Source organism: Mycolicibacterium madagascariense (genome assembly GCF_010729665.1).
In the GTDB taxonomy this organism is placed as follows: Bacteria; Actinomycetota; Actinomycetes; order Mycobacteriales; family Mycobacteriaceae; genus Mycobacterium; species Mycobacterium madagascariense.
This window is the reverse complement of the sequence record NZ_AP022610.1, coordinates 2,240,689-2,257,353: the sequence shown is the minus strand read 5'-3', so window position 1 is coordinate 2,257,353 and position 16,665 is coordinate 2,240,689. Positions and strand designations below refer to the sequence as shown.

The window sequence follows — 16,665 nt, the reverse complement described above, 5'->3', positions numbered from 1 at the left end:
CGGCAATGTCTGGGGTCTGTCAGGCAGCCGGTAGCGCACCGGCCGCGTAGAGCGCGGCGAGCTGGCGGACTACCTCGGCGGCGGCGACGGGCTGGCCGTCGTCGTCCACGAACTGAACTCCCGCGTCCTCGAAGGCGCGGACCATCGTCAGTCGCATCGAGTCGCTGACTCTGTTGGCCTTGGCTCGATCGCGCTCACACTGGCGGCAATGCCCTCGGGCGTCGCGCTCAGCGGCGGTGGGTGTCAAGTGCCCCCGAGGGCACTGGTCGGCGGGCATGGTGCCCTCCTTTCGTGTCGTACGTACGCAGTTCAGGTCAAATGAGAATCCCCCCGGTCCCGAAGGACCGAGGGGACGCTCTGAAAGGTCGGAACGCAGGCCATGCGTTCCTTATCCGTCCGATGAAGCGGACGGCTCACCACTGGGCAGGAACCACCGAGCCAGCGGGAAGTCTTGACGACCGAGACCCTGTAGCGGGGGTCCGGTCGTCGCCGGTCGCCGAGGGGATGGCAAGGCGACCGCTGCGGCGCTCTCCGGGAGGAGCCGGGAGCAGCACGCAAGTCTGGGGAGGGCTCTAGGCCCTCATCTATAAGTAGGTGAGTATTGCGACCTACCCCCTCATAGTGTCTATACGGGAGTATTTCGCGGGGGCTCGCTCTCGGCCCCCAACCATCTATAGGTGTATGCGCGTCACCCGCTCCACTAGATAGGAACGCGTCCTTTGGTCGCCCTCACCCTATAAGTAGGTGTATGCGCTCTCGCCCCTTCACAAGGTCTATAGGGGAATGTTTCGAGCGTCACGCCCGACCGTGACCAAACCGTTACCAAGAGGGCCTCGATGACCAGCGGTTTTAGTTCAGTCCCTCTATGGATAGATACGCGTTACGTTGACACCCACCGGCTCGAACGTGGTGCAGATCACGGCGGTGGGCCGTTCCCCCTCATCTATAAGTACGTGCGAAATCCTGCGGAGCCGGGCAACCGGTGGCCCGGATCAACACAACCGAGGGCCTTGGCCCTACGAACATAAGTACGGGTTACTTCCGGCCCTGCTGGGGTTTGTGTGACCAGGCTCATAGATCTCGGATGCGGAACAGCACATCCCCGCAGAGCGCATCCTGGCAAACGACCGGGCCGGTGTCGCAGTCGCAATCGAGCTCGACCACCGATGTCACGAACCCATCCGCGAGGAGCTCCAGGAAGGCGTCCCGGAGATCCACCAGCTCGCGCACGTCACGGAGACCGCGGTAGACGTCGGTGAGCGCCCAGAGCCGATCGGGCTCCTGGGCGATGAATGCCGCCATGATCGAGTCCGTCTCGATCGTGTCGGGGTGTGCGTCAACAGCGGCCAGCCAGCGGGCGATCACCGGTGTCTCCGTTCTGAGTCAGGACCGCACGGGGGGCCGTGCATGTAGCAGACCGAGCCCGGCGACGACGTGAAGGCGACGAGGCCGCGGTCGGCGGCCAGCAGCAGCGGCGCCGCGTGCCAGGTCGCCACGTACGCCGACCGCAGGCCCACGTCGAGGATGTCGGACAACTCGATGGGCTTGTCCCAGAACGGCTTTGGCGAGACGAGCGCGTCGTGCACGGCCGCCGCGTTGTTGACGAGCAGGTCGAGCGCGCCACACTCGGAGCCGACGCGGCCGAACAGTGCGGCCACCTGATCGTCGTCGCGGTGATCGACCGGGACGGCGATGCCCCCGTCACCCGGATCGGTCACCGTGCGGCCGGTCAGGTAGACGCGCCAACCCGATGCGACCAGCGCGGCGGCGATACCGCGCCCGGCGCCCCGGCTGGCGCCGGTGACGACTGCGACGGGACCGCGCTCCTGGCTCACGAGCCGCTCAGTCGGGCAGCCGCAGTTCGGGCTTCTCGACCTCTTCGATGTTGACGTCCTTGAACGTGATCACGCGCACCTGCTTGACGAACCGGGCGGGCCGGTACATGTCCCAGACCCATGCGTCGGCGAGCCGGAGCTCGAAGTAGACCTCGCCATCGGCGTTGCGCGGCACCAGCTCGACGCTGTTGGCGAGGTAGAAGCGACGCTCGGTCTCCACGACGTAACTGAACTGCCCCACGATGTCCTTGTATTCGCGGTACAGCGAGAGCTCCATCTCGGTTTCGTACTTCTCGAGATCTTCGGCACTCATCGATTCAGTGGACCTCCGGTAGTCGTACGGTACATCTTTCCTCAGCCCAGTCCGGCCTGGCGCGGCGGCTCCGCCTCCGCCGTCTCCGTGGCACCCGGATCGCGCACGACGACCTCGAACCGTCCGCCGCCCCGGTGGGCGCGACGCACGTTGACGAACGAGAAGCGGTGCTCGCTGCACGGACCCAGCTCGGCCAGCGCCGCGGTGTGGGTCGGCGTGCAGTAGCCCTTGTGCAGGCCGAAACGGTACCCGGGGTGGGTCTGGTCCATCTGCACCATGAGGCGGTCCCGGCTCACCTTGGCCAGCACGCTCGCCGCCGCGATGCAGGCGGCCGCGGCGTCGCCCCCGATGACCGGCAGCGACGGCACCGCGAGCCCCGGCACCCGAAAGCCATCGCTGAGGACGTAACCCGGCTTGACCGGCAGCCCGGCGACGGCGCGCCGCATGCCCTCGATGTTGGCGACGTGCACGCCGCGGCGGTCCACCTCGGTCGAGGGGATGAACACGACGTGGTAGGCCAGCGCGTACCGCTTGATGAGAGGGAACAGCCGTTCGCGCTCGCGCTCGTTGAGCTTCTTCGAGTCGTCGAGGGACGACAGGCTCTCCAACCGGTTCGGGCCGAGTACGCACGCCGCCACGACCAGCGGTCCGGCGCACGCTCCGCGGCCCACCTCGTCGACGCCGGCGACGGGTCCGAGGCCACCCCGATACAACGCGGATTCGATGGTGCGCAGGCCCGAGGACTTGCGGATCACGGCTCGAGGCGGCCAGGACGCCGGCACGCGGGGGTCTCCTACTGCGCGGTCTGCGGGTTGATCGACGAGACGCCACCCCACCGGCCGGGTGGCCATGCGATGAAGCGCGCCTTGCCGATGACGTTGCTGACCGGAACGGTCCCCGCCATCGGGTCACCCGTGCACAGCAGGCCGCGCTGGGCGTCGGCGGGCTGGTTGGTGCAGTGGGCGCGCGAATCCGCGGAGTGCGTGCGGTTGTCGCCCATCACCCACAGCCGGCCCTGCGGGACCGTCACGGGGCCGAACTCGTTGCCGAGACACGGGTAGATCGCCGGATCGGCCATCATCGTGTTGACGTCGAGATAGGGCTCGTGCAGCTTCTTGCCGTCGACCGTCAGACCCGTGGTCGCGCGGCACTCGACGGTCTGACCACCCACCGCGATGACCCGCTTGACGAGGTCGTTCTCGTCCGGTGGCACGAACCCGATGAACGACAGCGCGTTCTCCACCCAGCGGATGGGCGCACTCGACGATCGGATGGACTTGTAGCCGATGTCCCACGCGGGCGGGCCCTTGAAGACGATGACGTCACCGGGCTCCGGCGAGGAGAACCGGTAGGTGACCTTGTCGACCATGATGCGGTCGCCGACGCATCCGGCACAGCCGTGCAGCGTCGGTTCCATCGACTCGGACGGGATCAGATACGGCCGCGCGATGAACGTCAGCATCACGTAGTACAGCACCAGCGCGATGGCGACCAGGATCGCCGCTTCGCGGAACGCGCCGCGCTTCTTCTTCGGCGGTTCGCTCGACTCGGTGGACTCGCTGGTGTCGGTGCCCGCCTCGGCGTCGACCGGCGCACGGCCGTCGGCGTCCATCTCGGGGGCATCGGGGGCGTCGGGAGATCCGGTCACGCCATCAGAGTAGCCAGCCCCCTGGTTGCGGCCGCTCGCGTCGGGGTCCAACCGTCAGGCCCGTCCGAGTCCGACGCCGGTGCCGGTCAGCGCTTTTCCTTGATCTTCGCCTTCTTGCCACGAAGCTCGCGGAGGTAGTACAGCTTGGCGCGACGCACGTCACCGCGGGTCACGACGTCGATGTGATCGATGTTCGGGGAGTGCACGGGGAACGTCCGCTCGACGCCGACGCCGTAGCTCTCCTTGCGCACGGTGAAGGTCTCGCGGACGCCGCCACCCTGCCTGCGCAGCACGACGCCCTTGAACACCTGGACGCGCTCCTTGGAACCCTCGATGACCTTCACGTGGACGTTCACGGTGTCGCCGGGGCTGAAGGTCGGGATGTCGTCGCGCAGCGACGACTGGTCGATGAAGTCCAGGGTGTTCACGGTGACACTTCCTCGCGGTTCGTAGTTCTCGTCGGCGGCCGTGAACGCCACGTCGAGGTGCGACGCGCGGTCGGGCCGAGGTCTTTCGTATGTCGCAGCAGGCGGAGGCGTTACGCCCCTGCCGTGCGCAGACAACTGGTCGATTGTGCCAGACGGGCACCCGACGCACGAAATCGTACCCGGGCACCCGTCGCCCCAGCGCCGTGGAGGCGGGCGCGCGTGCCCGCGCGGTGACGGCGTCCAGCGTTTAGTGTGTGGGCTCTGGCAAACGATCCAACGGCCGTGCGCCAGTGCACGAAGACGTCCATCCGACGCGTCCCGGGGAGGGCCATGCACAGGCGGCCGGCGAAGCTGCTCGCAGTCGCCGCCCTCACCGTGCTCGCCGCGGGCACCGTGAGTGCCGCGACGGCATGCGAACCGGGGGCCGCCGCCTCCGCCCCCTCGGTCGCCTCGGCGCAACTGACCGTCGTCGCCCCGGTCGACAGCATCGCCGCGCTCCCGGCGGCACTCCCGGGTCAGCCGTCCGCGGCCTTCGCCGGGCTCGACGAACGCGCGCGACGGGCGACCGCCGAGGCCGCCGACGACGGCGCCGACATCACCGTCGCCGTGCTCGATCGAAACACTGGGCAACTGGTGACCACCGGCGGGGGCGCCGTGGCCATCGCGTCCGTCGCCAAGCTCTTCATCGCCGACGACCTGCTGCTCCAGGTGTCCAAGGGGCAGACGACGCTCACCCCCGACGACCGCGCGGCCTTCGATCGCATGCTGCGCTCCTCCGACGACACCGCGGCGGAGGACTTCTGGAACCGCGGTGGCGGCAGCGCCATCATCGACCGCGTGGTGGCGCGCTACGGGCTGACCTCCACCAGCGCGCCGGACAACGGGCGGTGGTTCAACACCACGAGCTCGGTGACCGACCTCGTCCACTACTACGACATGATGTTGGCCGGCACCGGTGGCCTGCCGCCGGAGCAGGCCAGCCTCATCCTGTCCAACCTCGCGGCGTCGACCCCCACCGCGCCCGACGGCATGGTGCCGGGCGGGGTGTACCCGCAACGGTTCGGCATCCCGGACGCCCTGACCTCCGAACCCGTTGCGGTCAAACAGGGTTGGATGTGCTGCATCGGACAGGACTGGCTGCACGTCTCCACCGGCGTGATCGGGCCCGACCGTCGCTACGTCATGGCGATCAGCTCGATGCAGGCCACCGACGCCGACGACGCGCGGGCCACCATCACCAAGGCGGTCGAGACGATGTTCCCCGGCGGGCGGATCTGACCTACCGCAGCAGGTCGGGCCTGCGCTCGCGGGTGCGCTGCACGGACTGTTCGCGACGCCAGGCCGCCACCTTGGCGTGGTCGCCCGAGAGCAGCACCGGCGGCACGTCGAGGTCGCGCCAGGTCGGCGGCCGCGTGTAGCTCGGCCCCTCGAGCAGGCCGTCCTGGTCCACGGAATGCGAATCCTGTTGGTGTGACGCCGGATTGCCGAGGACGTCGGGCAGCAGACGGACGACGGCCTCGATCATCACCAGTGCCGCCGACTCCCCACCGGGAAGCACGTAGTCACCGATCGACACCTCCTCGACCCGCATGCGGCGTGAGGCGTCGTCGACGACGCGCTGGTCGATGCCCTCGTAGCGACCGCAGGCGAAGACGAGGTGCGCCTCGGTGCTCCACCGTTGCGCGTCGGCCTGGCGGAACGGCGTCCCCGCGGGCGTCGGCACGACGAGAAGCGTTGCTTCCGAACAGATCTCGTCGAGGGCCTCCCCCCATACCGGTGCCTTCATGACCATGCCGGGGCCGCCGCCGTACGGCGAGTCGTCGACCGAGTGGTGCACGTCGCGGGTCCAGCGCCGCAGGTCGTGCACGGCGATGTCGACGATGCCGTTGGCGATCGCCTTGCCCGGCAACGACTGTCGCAGGGGGTCGAGGTAGTCGGGGAAGATCGTGACGACGTCGATACGCATGGCGCGCGCCTAGATCGAATCCAGGTCCAGCAGACCGTCGGGAGGATCGATCTCGATGACCCCGTCCTGCAGCGAGACCGCGGTGACGATCGCCCCGACGAACGGGATCAGCACCTCGGGGCCGTCCCCCGCGGTGGGCCGCACGGCCAGGATCTCCCCCGCCGCGGTGTGCAGCACCTCGGCGACGGTGCCCACCTCGGCGCCGGCCAGCGTGCGCACGGCCAACCCTTCGAGTTGATGGTCGTAGAACTCGTCGGGGTCCTCGATAGGCGGCAGGTCAGCGGTGTCGACGATGAACAGGCTGCCGCGCAACGCATCTGCCGCATCGCGTGAGCCGACGCCGTCGAGGCGGAGCAGCAGCCGACCGCCGTGCTCGCGCATCGAGTCCACGACGAAACGGCGCTCGCTCGCGTCCTTCGCCCTGGCGCGCAAGGTGCTGCCCGGGGAGAAGCGGTCATACGGGTCGTCGGTGCGGACGTCGACGACGACCTCGCCGCCGATGCCATGCGCCTTGACGACACGTCCGACGACGAGGTCCACGCGCGCCTACTGGTCGGTGTCCACCACGTCGACGCGGATGCCGCGGCCGCCGATGCCGGCCACCAGCGTGCGCAGCGCCGTCGCGGTGCGGCCGCCCCGGCCGATGACCTTGCCGAGGTCGTCGGGGTGCACGTGCACCTCGACGGTGCGGCCGCGGCGGTTGGTCACCAGGTCGACACGGACGTCATCGGGGTTGTCGACGATGCCGCGCACCAGGTGCTCGACGGCGTCGACGACGACGGTGCTCATTCGGCAGGCGCGGCGTCAGCGGCTGCGGCCTCCGCGGGTGCGGCCTCGGCGGCGTCCGCGTCGTCGGCCTTCTTGGCCGGGGCCTTCTTCTTCTTGGCCGGGGTGGCGTCACCGGTCGGGGCGTCGTCGGCGGCGGCGAGCGCAGCGTTGAACAGATCCAGCTTGCTGGGCTTGGGCTCCGGGTGCTTCAGCGTGCCCTCGGCGCCCGGCAGGCCCTTGAACTTCTGCCAGTCTCCGGTCACCTTCAGCAGCGCGAGCACGGGCTCGGTGGGCTGGGCACCGACGCCCAACCAGTACTGCGCACGCTCCGAGTCGATCTCGATGAGGCTCGGCTCTTCCTTCGGGTGGTACTTGCCGATGACCTCGATGGCGCGCCCGTCGCGACGGTTGCGCGCGTCGGCGACGGCGATGCGGTACTGGGGGTTGCGAATCTTGCCGAAGCGGGCGAGTTTGATCTTGACAGCCATGGTCGAACGTTCTCCTGTTGATTGCCACGCTGGCAATTCAGCGACTCGGGCGGGTTGCCCGGTCCGGTCTTGCCTTGCGTGTGTGACCGCCGCGCGGCGCATCGAACGCGTCGAACCGTGTCGCGGGGCAGACAGCCGACCATTGTGCCAGAGGGCGCAGGTCGGACGGAAATCGCTGCCGATCCCCCACCGACGGAGGCAGAGGGGTCAGACGACCTTGTCGAAGCACTTCGTCTCGACGCGACGCGTCATCCGCCACCCGTCGGCGGTGCGGACGAACTCGTCGTCGTACCACAGCCCGCAGAACAGGATCTGGCCATCGCCACCGAGGACCATCGGGTTGAAGCACAGCACCCGCGACGACGCGGTGTCGCCGTCGAGCGTCACGTCGAAGTTGCCGATCAGGTGCGAGTAGGCCGGGAAGTTGGGAAGCACCTCGGCGAGCCACGCCTTGACGTCGCCGAAGCTGCCGTCGATGCCGCCCATGGCGCGATAGTCGATGTAGGCGTCGGGGGTGAAGACGCGGTCCAGGTCGTCGAAGCGGCGGGTGTCGATCGCGGTCGAGTACGCGACGAGGAGCTGCTGTATCTCGAGGCGATCGGAGATCTCTTCCAGGCTCAACATGGGACCAGTTCTACCGCCCGGCGCACCCTCGCCGAACGCGAATGCCGAGAAGGCGCGGCAACTCGCGTGCGCTCAGGCCTGCGGCCCCTCCGACGGCGGCCAGTGCGTGCCGGGCGAGACGTCCCCCGGCTCGGTGTGGTCACCGCGCGACAGCGGGACCCACTGCTCGCTCGGCGCGGGCTGCTTGGAGTACGGGAAGTCGCGGAGCTTGCCCGTCGGGTTAGCGTCCCACGTCGCGAACGTCAGCGGGGTGCGCAGCCAGCCCTGGAGCAACAGGTAGCACGCGGATAGCGAGTCGAGGTGGCTGCGCTCCCAGCCGTGGCTGCCGTCGAGCCCGAACGCCACCAGCGCGGCCCGCGTGTTGGCCCCCGCCTCGATCGCCGCCGCCGCGTCGGAGCGGTAGAAGCGGAAGATGTCGCGGGCGTGCTCGATGCCCTGTTCCTTCGCCAGCCGCAGCAGCTTGCGGGTGAGGTGGTAGTCGAACGGGCCGTGCAGGTCGGCCATCGGGATGGTCACGCCGTGCTCGAGGGAGTGTTGCCCCGGGGCGCATACCGCGTTGTCGACCGAGATCAGCTCGGCGACGTCCGGTGGCAACCCGCTACTGGCGCCGTGCCCGACCTCCTCGGTGATCGTCACCATGATCGTCGTGCGGTGCGGCAGCACCACCTCGTTGCTCATCACGTGGCGGGCCAGCGCGAGGGCGACGGCGACGCCGGCCTTGCCGTCGAGGTGACGCGAGACGATGAACCCGTCCTCGGTCAGTTCGGGGCTGGTGATGAACGCGACGAAGTCGCCGACGTTCATCCCGAGGGCCACCAGGTCGTCGCGCGTGGACACGTTGCGGTCGACCCGGACCTCGACGTGCTCCCAATCCGTCGGCTGGGTGTCGATCTCGTCGCCGAAGGCATGTCCAGAAGCCTTGAGCGGCATGACCGTTCCGGTAATGAACGCATTGCTGTCATCGGTGAAGATGCGCACGCGCGCGCCGGCGGCGAACCGCGCCGAGAACGTGCCGACCGGAACCAGCTCCAGCCTGCCGTTGTCCTTCAGCGCGCGCACCATGCAGCCGATGGTGTCCGCGTGCACGACGATGGCCCGGTCGATCGTCGACGACGCGCCCGGCAGCTCCGCGGTCAACGCGCCCCGACGGGTCAGCGTGAAGGGCACGCCGAGGTCGTCGAGAATGCTGCCGATCAATCGCATCACCGCGTCCGTGCGGCCGGACGGGCTCGGCGTCTGCAGCAGGGCCAGCAACGTGTCGACCATCCAGCTGCGGTCGTCTGCGGGCATCCGGGCGGCGGTGGGCGCGAGGTCGGTCAAGGTGGCCTTTCGGGTCTACCTGGGGCGAGCGGGAGCGACGGGGGCGGGGTGAGGCTGGGGCGTCGGGGTCTCGACGTCCCCGGACGGCAGCCTAGCGTCGCTCAGTCCTGTTCGACGGGGTCGGGTTGCCACGCCCACGGCGTCGCTGCGGTCCGGGGAAACAGGAAGTCGACGAACGCCTGCGCCGTCGGTCGCGGCTCGTGGTTCGCCAGGCCAGGACGCTCGTTCGCCTCGATGAAGGCGTACTCCTCGCCGGACACCGACGGCACCATCAGGTCGATGCCGGTCACCGGGATGCCGATGGCGTCGGCGGCGTCGACGGCGACCTTCGCCAGGACGGGGTGCAGCTCGTCGGTCACGTCGCGGATGGTCCCGCCGGTGTGCAGGTTGGCGGTGCGCCGCACGGTCAGGTGTTCGTTGAGCGGCAGCACGTCGTCCAGCTCGTAGCCCGCCTCGCGCACGGTGTCCTCGGTGAGACCGTCGATGGGGATGGTCGATTCGCCGTGCGTGGCCGCCGCCCGGCGCCGGCTCTGCGCCTCCACCAGCTGGCGGATCGTGTGGTCGCCGCTGCCGACGACCTCGGGGGGACGCCGCAGCGCCGCGGCGATCACCTTGCCGTTGATCACTACCACGCGCAGGTCCTGGCCGTCGCAGAGCTCCTCGATCAGCACCTCCGGACTGTGCTGGGCCGCCAGTTCGAGCGCGCGGTCGAGGTCGGCGGGGCTCGTCACGCCGACGGTGATGCCCGCGCCCTGCTCACCGCGGGCCGGCTTAACCACGACCGACCCGACCTCGGCGAGGAAGTCGTGATCCTGCTCGTCGAACGTCGCGGTGCGCCCCCTGGGCACGCGGATGCCCGCCTCGGCGACCACCCGGCGGGCGACGCGCTTGTCGTCGCACCTGCTCATCGCGACGGCGTTGGTGAGCTCCGACAGCGACTCCCTGGTGACGACGCTGGTGCCGCCGTGCGTCAGCTTGAGGTAACCGCCCTTGGCGTCGAGCACGTGCACCGCGATACCGCGCATGATGGCCTCGTCGGCGATGATCCGCGCGTACGGATTCAGTTGGGAGAGTTCCTCTTCCGACTTGGCGGGGGCGAACAGCTTCTCGTTGATCGCGTTCTTGCGCTTGACGCCGAGCACCGGGACCCGCACGAAGCCCATCCGCTCGTACAGCGCGATGGCGCCTTCGTTGTCGTGCAGCACCGACAGGTCCATCTGCGCCCGCCCGCGCTGGATGAACTCGTCGATCAGCGAGCGCACCAGCAGGCCGCCGACCCCCGGGCGCGACAGCGTCGGGTCGACCGCGAGGCACCACAGGCTCGAGCCGTTCTCCTCGTCGCCGAAGAGCTGGACGTGGTCGATGCCGGTGACGGTGCCGACGACGTCACCGGACTCGTCGTCGGTCACGACGAGGTACACCATGTGCTGCTGATGCTGGCTGTTGTCCCACATCAGGTCCACGTCGGCGGGGACCATCCGACACTGCAGGTAGAGCTGGTTGATCGCCGCACAGTCCTCGACGTCGCGCACCGGGCGAACCGACAGCCCCGGCACCGAAGACGGTTCGTACGCAAGCGGTTTCGTCAGGTCGATCCGGTAGGTGAAGCTCGGGTCGATGAAGAACTCCTGCGGATGCAGGGCGACGAAGACGTGGGGCGCGTCGAGGTACATCCCGATGTCGCGACGCCCACTGGCCTCCGCGCGCAGCGCATTGCCGAACTGTTCGGGGTCGTCGCACGTCTGGCCGAAGACCAGACGCCCCCAGCCCAGATCCTGTACGACGCCGACCGCGGCCGCATCGTCCACGTCCTGCGCCATGCCTACCTCGCCCCGTCGACGTGGTCGGCAAGCCAGAGTTCCAACAAACCGATCTGCCACAACGGATTTCCGCGCAGCGGGGTGAGGTTGCCGTTGGGATCGGCGAACAGGGCGTCGACCGCGTCCTTGGCGAACAACCCGCGGTCGCGAGCCGCCGCACTGTGCAACGCATCTCGGACGAGTTCGAGGTACGGACCCTCGAGGTGCTTGAGGGCCGGCACCGGGAAGTACCCCTTCGGCCGGTCGATCACCTCGTGCGGAATCACCTTGCGGGCGGCCTCCTTCAGCACGCCCTTGCCGTCGTAGGCCGTCTTCAACTCCGGTGGGCAGGTGGCGGCCAGCTCGACGAGTTCGTGGTCGAGGAACGGCACGCGGCCCTCCAGACCCCACGCCATCGTCATGTTGTCCACCCGCTTGACCGGGTCGTCGACGAGCATCACCGTCGTGTCCAGACGCAGGGCCCGGTCGGTGGCCGTGGCCGCGCCCGGATGCGAGAAGTGTTCCAGCACATAGTCTCCCGCGACGTCGGCGGGGAGCCGCCACGCCGGAGCGAGCAGCCGGTCCAGACCCGCGTGGTCGCGGTCGAAGAACGCCGTGCGGTAGCGCGCGAGCGCGTCGGCGGGGTCGCCGTCGGCGGCCTGCGCCATCGGCGGGTACCAGTGGTAGCCCGCAAAGATCTCGTCGGCGCCCTGTCCCGACTGCACCACCTTGACGTGCTTGCTGACCTCTTCGGACAGCAGGTAGAAGGCCACGCAGTCATGGCTCATCATGGGTTCGCTCATCGCGCCGATGGTGTCGGTCAGCGCCGGCAGCATCCTGGCGGTGTCGATGCGGATCTGGTGGTGGTCGGTGCCGTAGTGGCGGGCGATGACGTCGGAGTACTTGAACTCGTCGCCCTCCTCTCCCCCGGCCGCCTCGAAGCCGATCGAAAAGGTTTGCAGCCCATGCTGTCCCGCCTCGGCGAGCAGTCCGACGATGAGGCTGGAGTCCAGTCCGCCCGAGAGCAGACAGCCCACCGGCACGTCGGCCACCAGGCGGCGCTCCACCGCGGTGCGCAGCGAGCCCAGGATCGCGTCCTGCCAGTCCGCCTCCGACCAGTCCGCCCGCTCGGTGGCCCGCTCGAACACCGGCTCCCAGTACGTGTGCGTGGTCCTGGTGCCGTCGGGCTCGATGCGCATGATCGCGCCCGGCTCGAGCTTGCGGACACCCGCGAGGATCGTCCGCGGGGCCGGCACGACGGAGTGGAAGCTGAGGTAGTGGTTCAACGCCACCGGGTCGAGATCGGTGTCGACCCCGCCCGCGGCGACCAGTGCGGGCAGCGACGACGCGAACCGCAGTGCGCCCGTGCCGCCGCCCTCGTTGACCTCGGTCCAGTACAGCGGCTTGATGCCGAGGCGGTCGCGAGCGATGACGACCCGGCCGGTGGCGACCTCGGCCACCGCGAAGGCGAACATGCCCTTGAGGTGGTCGACGACCCGCTCGCCCCACTCGCGGTAGCCCTTGAGGATGACCTCGGTGTCACTGTGGGAGAAGAAGCGGTAGCCGAGCCCGAGCAGCTGCTGGCGCAACTCGGGGTAGTTGTAGATGCACCCGTTGAACGCCACCGTCAAACCCAGCTCCGGATCGTGCATGGGCTGGTGGCCGGTGGTGGAGAGGTCGATGATGGCGAGTCGGCGGTGCCCGAAGGCCACCCCCGCGCCGGCCCACGCGCCGCCGCCGTCGGGGCCCCGGGGAACCATGCAGTCGGTCATCGCGCCGATGGCCGCGAGATCGGCCGGGCGGCCTCTGGCGATTTCGCCGGCTATGCCACAAATGGTGATCGACTCCCTCGGTGGGTGAACGGTCGGCAAAGGGGCCCAGGTCTCGTCCGCGCACGACGAGGTCGGCCTGGCGTTAGGTAACCCCATTACCCGGGCGTCAAACACCCTCGTGGCCCAGGCCACGACGGGTCGCCGCGGCGTCAGTAGGCTCGGCACCCATGGTGAGGATCCTCGGCGCCCTGGCGGTCGTCCTCGTCGCGCTGCTGCCCGGTTCGCAGGTGTGGGGCACCGCCGTCGCGGGCGCCGACGCGGACGGGCCACCGGCGGGCGCACCGCAACTTCCGACCGGCCCGGCACCCGCCTGGATCGTCGCCGACCTGGACTCCGGCGAGATACTCGCGGGCCACGACGAGTACGTCACCCATCCCCCCGCCAGCACGATCAAGGTGTTGCTCGCGCTGGTCGCGCTCGACGAGGTCCCGTTGGACGCGACGGTCACCGCCGACGCCGACGACGTCAACGTCGAATGCAGCTGCGCCGGCGTGCAGGCCGGTCACACCTACACCGCGCAGGAATTGCTCGACGGGCTGCTGCTGGTGTCGGGCAACGATGCGGCGAACACGCTGGCGCACCTGCTCGGCGGCAAGGACGCCGCCGTGGCGAAGATGAACGCCAAGGCCGTCCTGCTCGGCACGACCGGCACGCGCGCCGGCTCGCCGTCGGGCCTGAACGGTCCCGGCATCGACGGGTACACGACCCCGCACGACCTGGCCGTCATCTTCCGGGCAGCGCTGGCCAATCCCGTGTTCGCCGCCATCACGACGGCGCCCTCCGCCCCGTTCCCCGGCGCGAACGGTCCGGTGACGCTGGTCAACCAGGATCAGATGCTCGGCCGCTACCCGGGCATGCTCGGCGGCAAGACCGGCTTCACCGACGCCGCGCGCAAGACGTTCGTCGGCGCCGCCCAGCGCGACGGCAGGCGGCTGGTGGTGGCCATGATGTACGGGCTCGTCGTGGAAGGCGGCCCGACCTACTGGGATCAGGCGACGGGTCTGCTCGACTGGGGTTTCGCGCAGGACCGCTCTCAGGGCATCGGCACGCTGTAGGCGCCGCGGCGACGGCTGGGGCGTCGGCGACGGAAGTCGAGACCCGGCGGAGACCTGGACGAGTCCTGGCGTCCCTAGGCTCGCCCCGTGCGCATCCTGCTCGCGGCGACGGCGGTCGCCCTCACCGCGGCACTGACCGCACCCGTCGCGTCGGCGCTGCCCGACGTACAGCCCGCGGGCACCGTCACCGCGCCACCCGACGGTCCCGCGCCGTCCTGGCTGGTCGCCGACCTCGACAGCGGCAAGATCCTGGGCAGCCGCGACCCCACCGGGGTCCACGCGCCCGCCAGCACGATCAAGCCCCTGCTGGCCATGGTCGTGCTCGACCACCTCAACCCCAACGCCGTGGCGCGGGCGAACGTGAGCCACACCCAGGTCGAATGCTCGTGCGTCGGGTTGGTGCCCGGCCAGGCCTACACCACGACGCAGCTGCTCGCGGGTCTGCTGATGGTGTCGGGCAACGACGCCGCCAACATGCTGGCCGACATGCTCGGCGGCCAGCAGGTGGCGGTGGCCGCGATGAACGCCAAGGCGCAGGCGCTCGGCGCCCGCAGCACGCATGCCTCGTCACCGTCGGGCCTCGACGGGCCGGGATGGGAAACCCTCACCACGCCTTACGATCTCGCGCTCATCTATCGCCAGGCCCTCAAATATCCGTTGATCGCCAAGATCTTTCAGTCGCCGACGGCCTCGTTCCCCGGCAAGGACGGCACCCCCAAGACCCTGACCGCCCAGAACGAACTGCTCGCGCGCTACCCCGGCGACTTCGCGGGCAAGACCGGCTACACCGACCTCGCGCGCAAGACGTTCGTCACCGCCGCCGCCCGCAACGGCCGACGTCTGCTGGTGGTGCTGATGTACGGCTCCGGCGATCTCTACGGCCAAGCGACCGACCTGTTCGACTGGGGCTTCGCCCAGCCCGCCTAGCCCCCCGGCGAGCAGACGCGAAAATGCGCGACACGCCGAGGTTTACGGCGTGTTTGCGGCTGCTCGCGGGGTGAAGGGGCCCCGGGGTGGAGCCGCAGCCTACTTCTGGCCGGGGAACTTCAGCTTGGACAGGTCGATGTTGGCCAGTCCGGGCGGCAGCTCGTCGAGCCCCTTCGGCATGTTCGACAGGTCGGGGAAGCCCGCGGGCAGTCCCCCGGCGGCCAGGGGATTCGGCGTCTTGGCGGGCGTGGGCCCCCTGTTGCCCTTCTTCTTTCCCGCCTGCTTGTTCTTGCCCTTGGCCGCCTTGCGCGGAGAACCCTTGCGGCCGAACGGCATTCCCATCTGCCCGGCCATCTGCGACATCATCTTGCGGGCGTCGAAGAAGCGGTCGACGAGTGAGTTCACCTCCGAGACCGTCACGCCCGAACCGTTCGCGATCCGCAGCCGGCGCGACGCGTTGATGATCTTCGGGTCGGCCCGCTCGGCGGGAGTCATGCCGCGGATGATGGCCTGCACGCGGTCGAGCTGGGTGTCGTCGACGGCGGCCAGGGCGTCCTTCATCTGACCCGCGCCCGGCAGCATGCCCAGCAGATTGCCGATGGGTCCCATCTTGCGGATCATCAGCATCTGCTCGAGGAAGTCCTCCAGCGTCAGCTCACCCGAGCCGATCTTGGCCGCGGCCTCCTCGGCCTTCTGCGCGTCGAAGTGCTGCTCGGCCTGCTCGATGAGCGTGAGCACGTCGCCCATGCCGAGGATGCGGCTCGCCATCCGGTCGGGGTGGAAGACGTCGAAGTCGTCGAGCTTCTCGCCGTTGGAGGCGAACAGGATCGGGACGCCGGTGATCTCGCGGACCGACAGCGCAGCGCCGCCGCGGGCGTCGCCGTCCAGCTTCGTCAGCACGACGCCGGTGAAGCCGACGCCCTCGCGGAAGGCCTCGGCGGTCGTGACGGCGTCCTGGCCGATCATCGAGTCGAGGACGAAGAGCACCTCGTCCGGGTCGACCGCATCGCGGATGGCGGCGGCCTGCCCCATCAGCTCCTCGTCGATGCCGAGGCGGCCCGCGGTGTCGACGATGACGACGTCGAAGTGCTTGGCCCTGGCCTCCGCGAGCCCGGCCGCGGCCACCGAGACGGGGTCCCCGGGGGTCGAGTCGTCGGAGCCCTCGACGGTGCCCGCGTGCGGCGCGAAGACCGCAACGCCCGCGCGTTCGCCGACGATCCGCAGCTGGTTGACCGCGCCGGGGCGCTGCAGGTCGCAGGCCACCAGCAGCGGCGTGTGCCCCTGGCCCTTGAACCACTTCGCGAGCTTGCCCGCCAGCGTCGTCTTGCCCGAGCCCTGCAGGCCGGCCAGCATGACGACGGTCGGCGGCGTCTTGGCGTAGCGGACGGTCCTGGTCTCACCGCCGAGGATGCCGACGAGCTCGTCGTTGACGATCTTGACGACCTGCTGGGCCGGGTTCAGCGCACCGGAGACCTCGGCGCCCTTGGCGCGGTCCTTGATCCTGGCGATGAAGGCGCGGACGACGGGCAGCGAGACGTCGGCCTCGAGCAGGGCCAGCCGGATCTCGCGGGCGGTGGCATCGATGTCGGCGTCGGTGAGCCGGCCCTTGCCGCGCAATCCGCTGAGGGCCCCGGTCAATCGGTCGGAGAGCGATTCGAACAC

General features: G+C 69.4%; 18 protein-coding genes and 1 pseudogene. 3 read left to right on the top strand and 16 right to left on the bottom strand.

What is annotated here, in order from left to right; genetic code table 11:
• Positions 1-19 precede the first annotated feature (19 nt).
• From G6N60_RS28550 to rplS, 7 genes and pseudogenes are all read right to left on the bottom strand, one after another.
• Positions 20-157, bottom strand: a complete 138-nt coding sequence (locus tag G6N60_RS28550) for a hypothetical protein (RefSeq protein ID WP_163736370.1) — start codon at positions 155-157, stop codon at positions 20-22.
• A 914-nt stretch (positions 158-1,071) separates the two neighbouring features.
• Positions 1,072-1,365, bottom strand: coding sequence for a hypothetical protein (locus tag G6N60_RS10670; protein WP_163736368.1), 294 nt, complete (start codon positions 1,363-1,365; stop codon positions 1,072-1,074).
• Between the two features lie 23 nt (positions 1,366-1,388).
• A pseudogene (locus G6N60_RS10665) lies at positions 1,389-1,835 on the bottom strand (SDR family NAD(P)-dependent oxidoreductase); the annotation flags it as partial.
• Positions 1,836-1,842: 7 nt separating this feature from the next.
• Entirely contained in the window at positions 1,843-2,148 is a 306-nt protein-coding gene (locus G6N60_RS10660) for a DUF2469 domain-containing protein (RefSeq protein ID WP_024450376.1), read from the bottom strand.
• Positions 2,149-2,189: 41 nt separating this feature from the next.
• Complete coding sequence (locus tag G6N60_RS10655; RefSeq protein WP_163736365.1) at positions 2,190-2,930, bottom strand: ribonuclease HII; 741 nt, start codon at positions 2,928-2,930, stop codon at positions 2,190-2,192.
• An 11-nt stretch (positions 2,931-2,941) separates the two neighbouring features.
• On the bottom strand, positions 2,942-3,760 hold the full coding sequence (lepB, locus tag G6N60_RS10650) for a signal peptidase I (protein WP_163743770.1): 819 nt from the start codon (positions 3,758-3,760) through the stop codon (positions 2,942-2,944).
• Positions 3,761-3,882: 122 nt separating this feature from the next.
• Complete coding sequence (gene rplS / locus G6N60_RS10645; RefSeq protein WP_163736362.1) at positions 3,883-4,224, bottom strand: 50S ribosomal protein L19; 342 nt, start codon at positions 4,222-4,224, stop codon at positions 3,883-3,885.
• A 330-nt stretch (positions 4,225-4,554) separates the two neighbouring features.
• On the opposite strand from rplS, the gene G6N60_RS10640 reads away from it, so the two are divergent.
• Entirely contained in the window at positions 4,555-5,502 is a 948-nt protein-coding gene (locus G6N60_RS10640) for a serine hydrolase (protein ID WP_163736359.1), read from the top strand.
• A gap of 1 nt (position 5,503) precedes the next feature.
• Here G6N60_RS10640 and trmD read toward each other — a convergent pair whose 3' ends face one another.
• The 8 genes from trmD to G6N60_RS10600 form a co-directional block, all read right to left on the bottom strand.
• Positions 5,504-6,190: a tRNA (guanosine(37)-N1)-methyltransferase TrmD gene (trmD, locus tag G6N60_RS10635; protein WP_163736356.1), complete on the bottom strand. Its 687-nt coding sequence runs from the start codon at positions 6,188-6,190 to the stop codon at positions 5,504-5,506.
• Positions 6,191-6,199: 9 nt separating this feature from the next.
• Positions 6,200-6,730: a ribosome maturation factor RimM gene (rimM, locus tag G6N60_RS10630; RefSeq protein ID WP_163736353.1), complete on the bottom strand. Its 531-nt coding sequence runs from the start codon at positions 6,728-6,730 to the stop codon at positions 6,200-6,202.
• Between the two features lie 6 nt (positions 6,731-6,736).
• The gene (locus tag G6N60_RS10625) at positions 6,737-6,979 is read right to left on the bottom strand and encodes an RNA-binding protein (RefSeq protein WP_056548932.1); all 243 of its coding nucleotides are present in this window, start codon (positions 6,977-6,979) and stop codon (positions 6,737-6,739) included.
• Positions 6,976-7,446: a 30S ribosomal protein S16 gene (gene rpsP, locus G6N60_RS10620; protein WP_163736350.1), complete on the bottom strand. Its 471-nt coding sequence runs from the start codon at positions 7,444-7,446 to the stop codon at positions 6,976-6,978. Before rpsP ends, G6N60_RS10625 begins: the two co-directional genes overlap by 4 nt.
• A 207-nt stretch (positions 7,447-7,653) precedes the next feature.
• A complete protein-coding gene (locus G6N60_RS10615) occupies positions 7,654-8,070 on the bottom strand; it encodes a nuclear transport factor 2 family protein (protein WP_163736347.1) in 417 nt (138 codons plus the stop codon).
• Between the two features lie 72 nt (positions 8,071-8,142).
• Entirely contained in the window at positions 8,143-9,360 is a 1,218-nt protein-coding gene (locus G6N60_RS10610) for an osmoprotectant NAGGN system M42 family peptidase (RefSeq protein WP_163743768.1), read from the bottom strand.
• 131 nt (positions 9,361-9,491) lie between these two features.
• Positions 9,492-11,210 (bottom strand): N-acetylglutaminylglutamine synthetase, encoded by a 1,719-nt coding sequence (ngg, locus tag G6N60_RS10605; protein ID WP_163736344.1) that lies wholly within the window; start codon positions 11,208-11,210, stop codon positions 9,492-9,494.
• A 2-nt stretch (positions 11,211-11,212) separates the two neighbouring features.
• Positions 11,213-13,024, bottom strand: a complete 1,812-nt coding sequence (locus tag G6N60_RS10600) for an N-acetylglutaminylglutamine amidotransferase (protein WP_163743766.1) — start codon at positions 13,022-13,024, stop codon at positions 11,213-11,215.
• Positions 13,025-13,188: 164 nt separating this feature from the next.
• Here G6N60_RS10600 and G6N60_RS10595 point away from each other — a divergent pair, with 164 nt between their 5' ends.
• Complete coding sequence (locus G6N60_RS10595; protein WP_163736341.1) at positions 13,189-14,076, top strand: D-alanyl-D-alanine carboxypeptidase family protein; 888 nt, start codon at positions 13,189-13,191, stop codon at positions 14,074-14,076.
• 87 nt (positions 14,077-14,163) lie between these two features.
• Positions 14,164-15,003 (top strand): D-alanyl-D-alanine carboxypeptidase family protein, encoded by an 840-nt coding sequence (locus G6N60_RS10590; RefSeq protein WP_163736338.1) that lies wholly within the window; start codon positions 14,164-14,166, stop codon positions 15,001-15,003.
• A gap of 99 nt (positions 15,004-15,102) precedes the next feature.
• Here G6N60_RS10590 and ffh read toward each other — a convergent pair whose 3' ends face one another.
• Complete coding sequence (ffh, locus tag G6N60_RS10585) at positions 15,103-16,665, bottom strand: signal recognition particle protein (protein ID WP_163736335.1); 1,563 nt, start codon at positions 16,663-16,665, stop codon at positions 15,103-15,105.

Coding starts and splice junctions, on each gene's coding strand:
- trmD (WP_163736356.1), bottom strand. CDS start 6,190: ATGCGTATCGACGTCGTCACGATCTTCCCCGACTACCTCGACCCCCTG.
- lepB (WP_163743770.1), bottom strand. CDS start 3,760: ATGGACGCCGACGGCCGTGCGCCGGTCGACGCCGAGGCGGGCACCGAC.
- G6N60_RS10615 (WP_163736347.1), bottom strand. CDS start 8,070: ATGTTGAGCCTGGAAGAGATCTCCGATCGCCTCGAGATACAGCAGCTC.
- G6N60_RS10625 (WP_056548932.1), bottom strand. CDS start 6,979: ATGAGCACCGTCGTCGTCGACGCCGTCGAGCACCTGGTGCGCGGCATC.
- G6N60_RS10610 (WP_163743768.1), bottom strand. CDS start 9,360: ATGCCCGCAGACGACCGCAGCTGGATGGTCGACACGTTGCTGGCCCTG.
- rpsP (WP_163736350.1), bottom strand. CDS start 7,446: ATGGCTGTCAAGATCAAACTCGCCCGCTTCGGCAAGATTCGCAACCCC.
- G6N60_RS10595 (WP_163736341.1), top strand. CDS start 13,189: ATGGTGAGGATCCTCGGCGCCCTGGCGGTCGTCCTCGTCGCGCTGCTG.
- G6N60_RS10660 (WP_024450376.1), bottom strand. CDS start 2,148: ATGAGTGCCGAAGATCTCGAGAAGTACGAAACCGAGATGGAGCTCTCG.
- ngg (WP_163736344.1), bottom strand. CDS start 11,210: ATGGCGCAGGACGTGGACGATGCGGCCGCGGTCGGCGTCGTACAGGAT.
- G6N60_RS28550 (WP_163736370.1), bottom strand. CDS start 157: ATGCGACTGACGATGGTCCGCGCCTTCGAGGACGCGGGAGTTCAGTTC.
- G6N60_RS10640 (WP_163736359.1), top strand. CDS start 4,555: ATGCACAGGCGGCCGGCGAAGCTGCTCGCAGTCGCCGCCCTCACCGTG.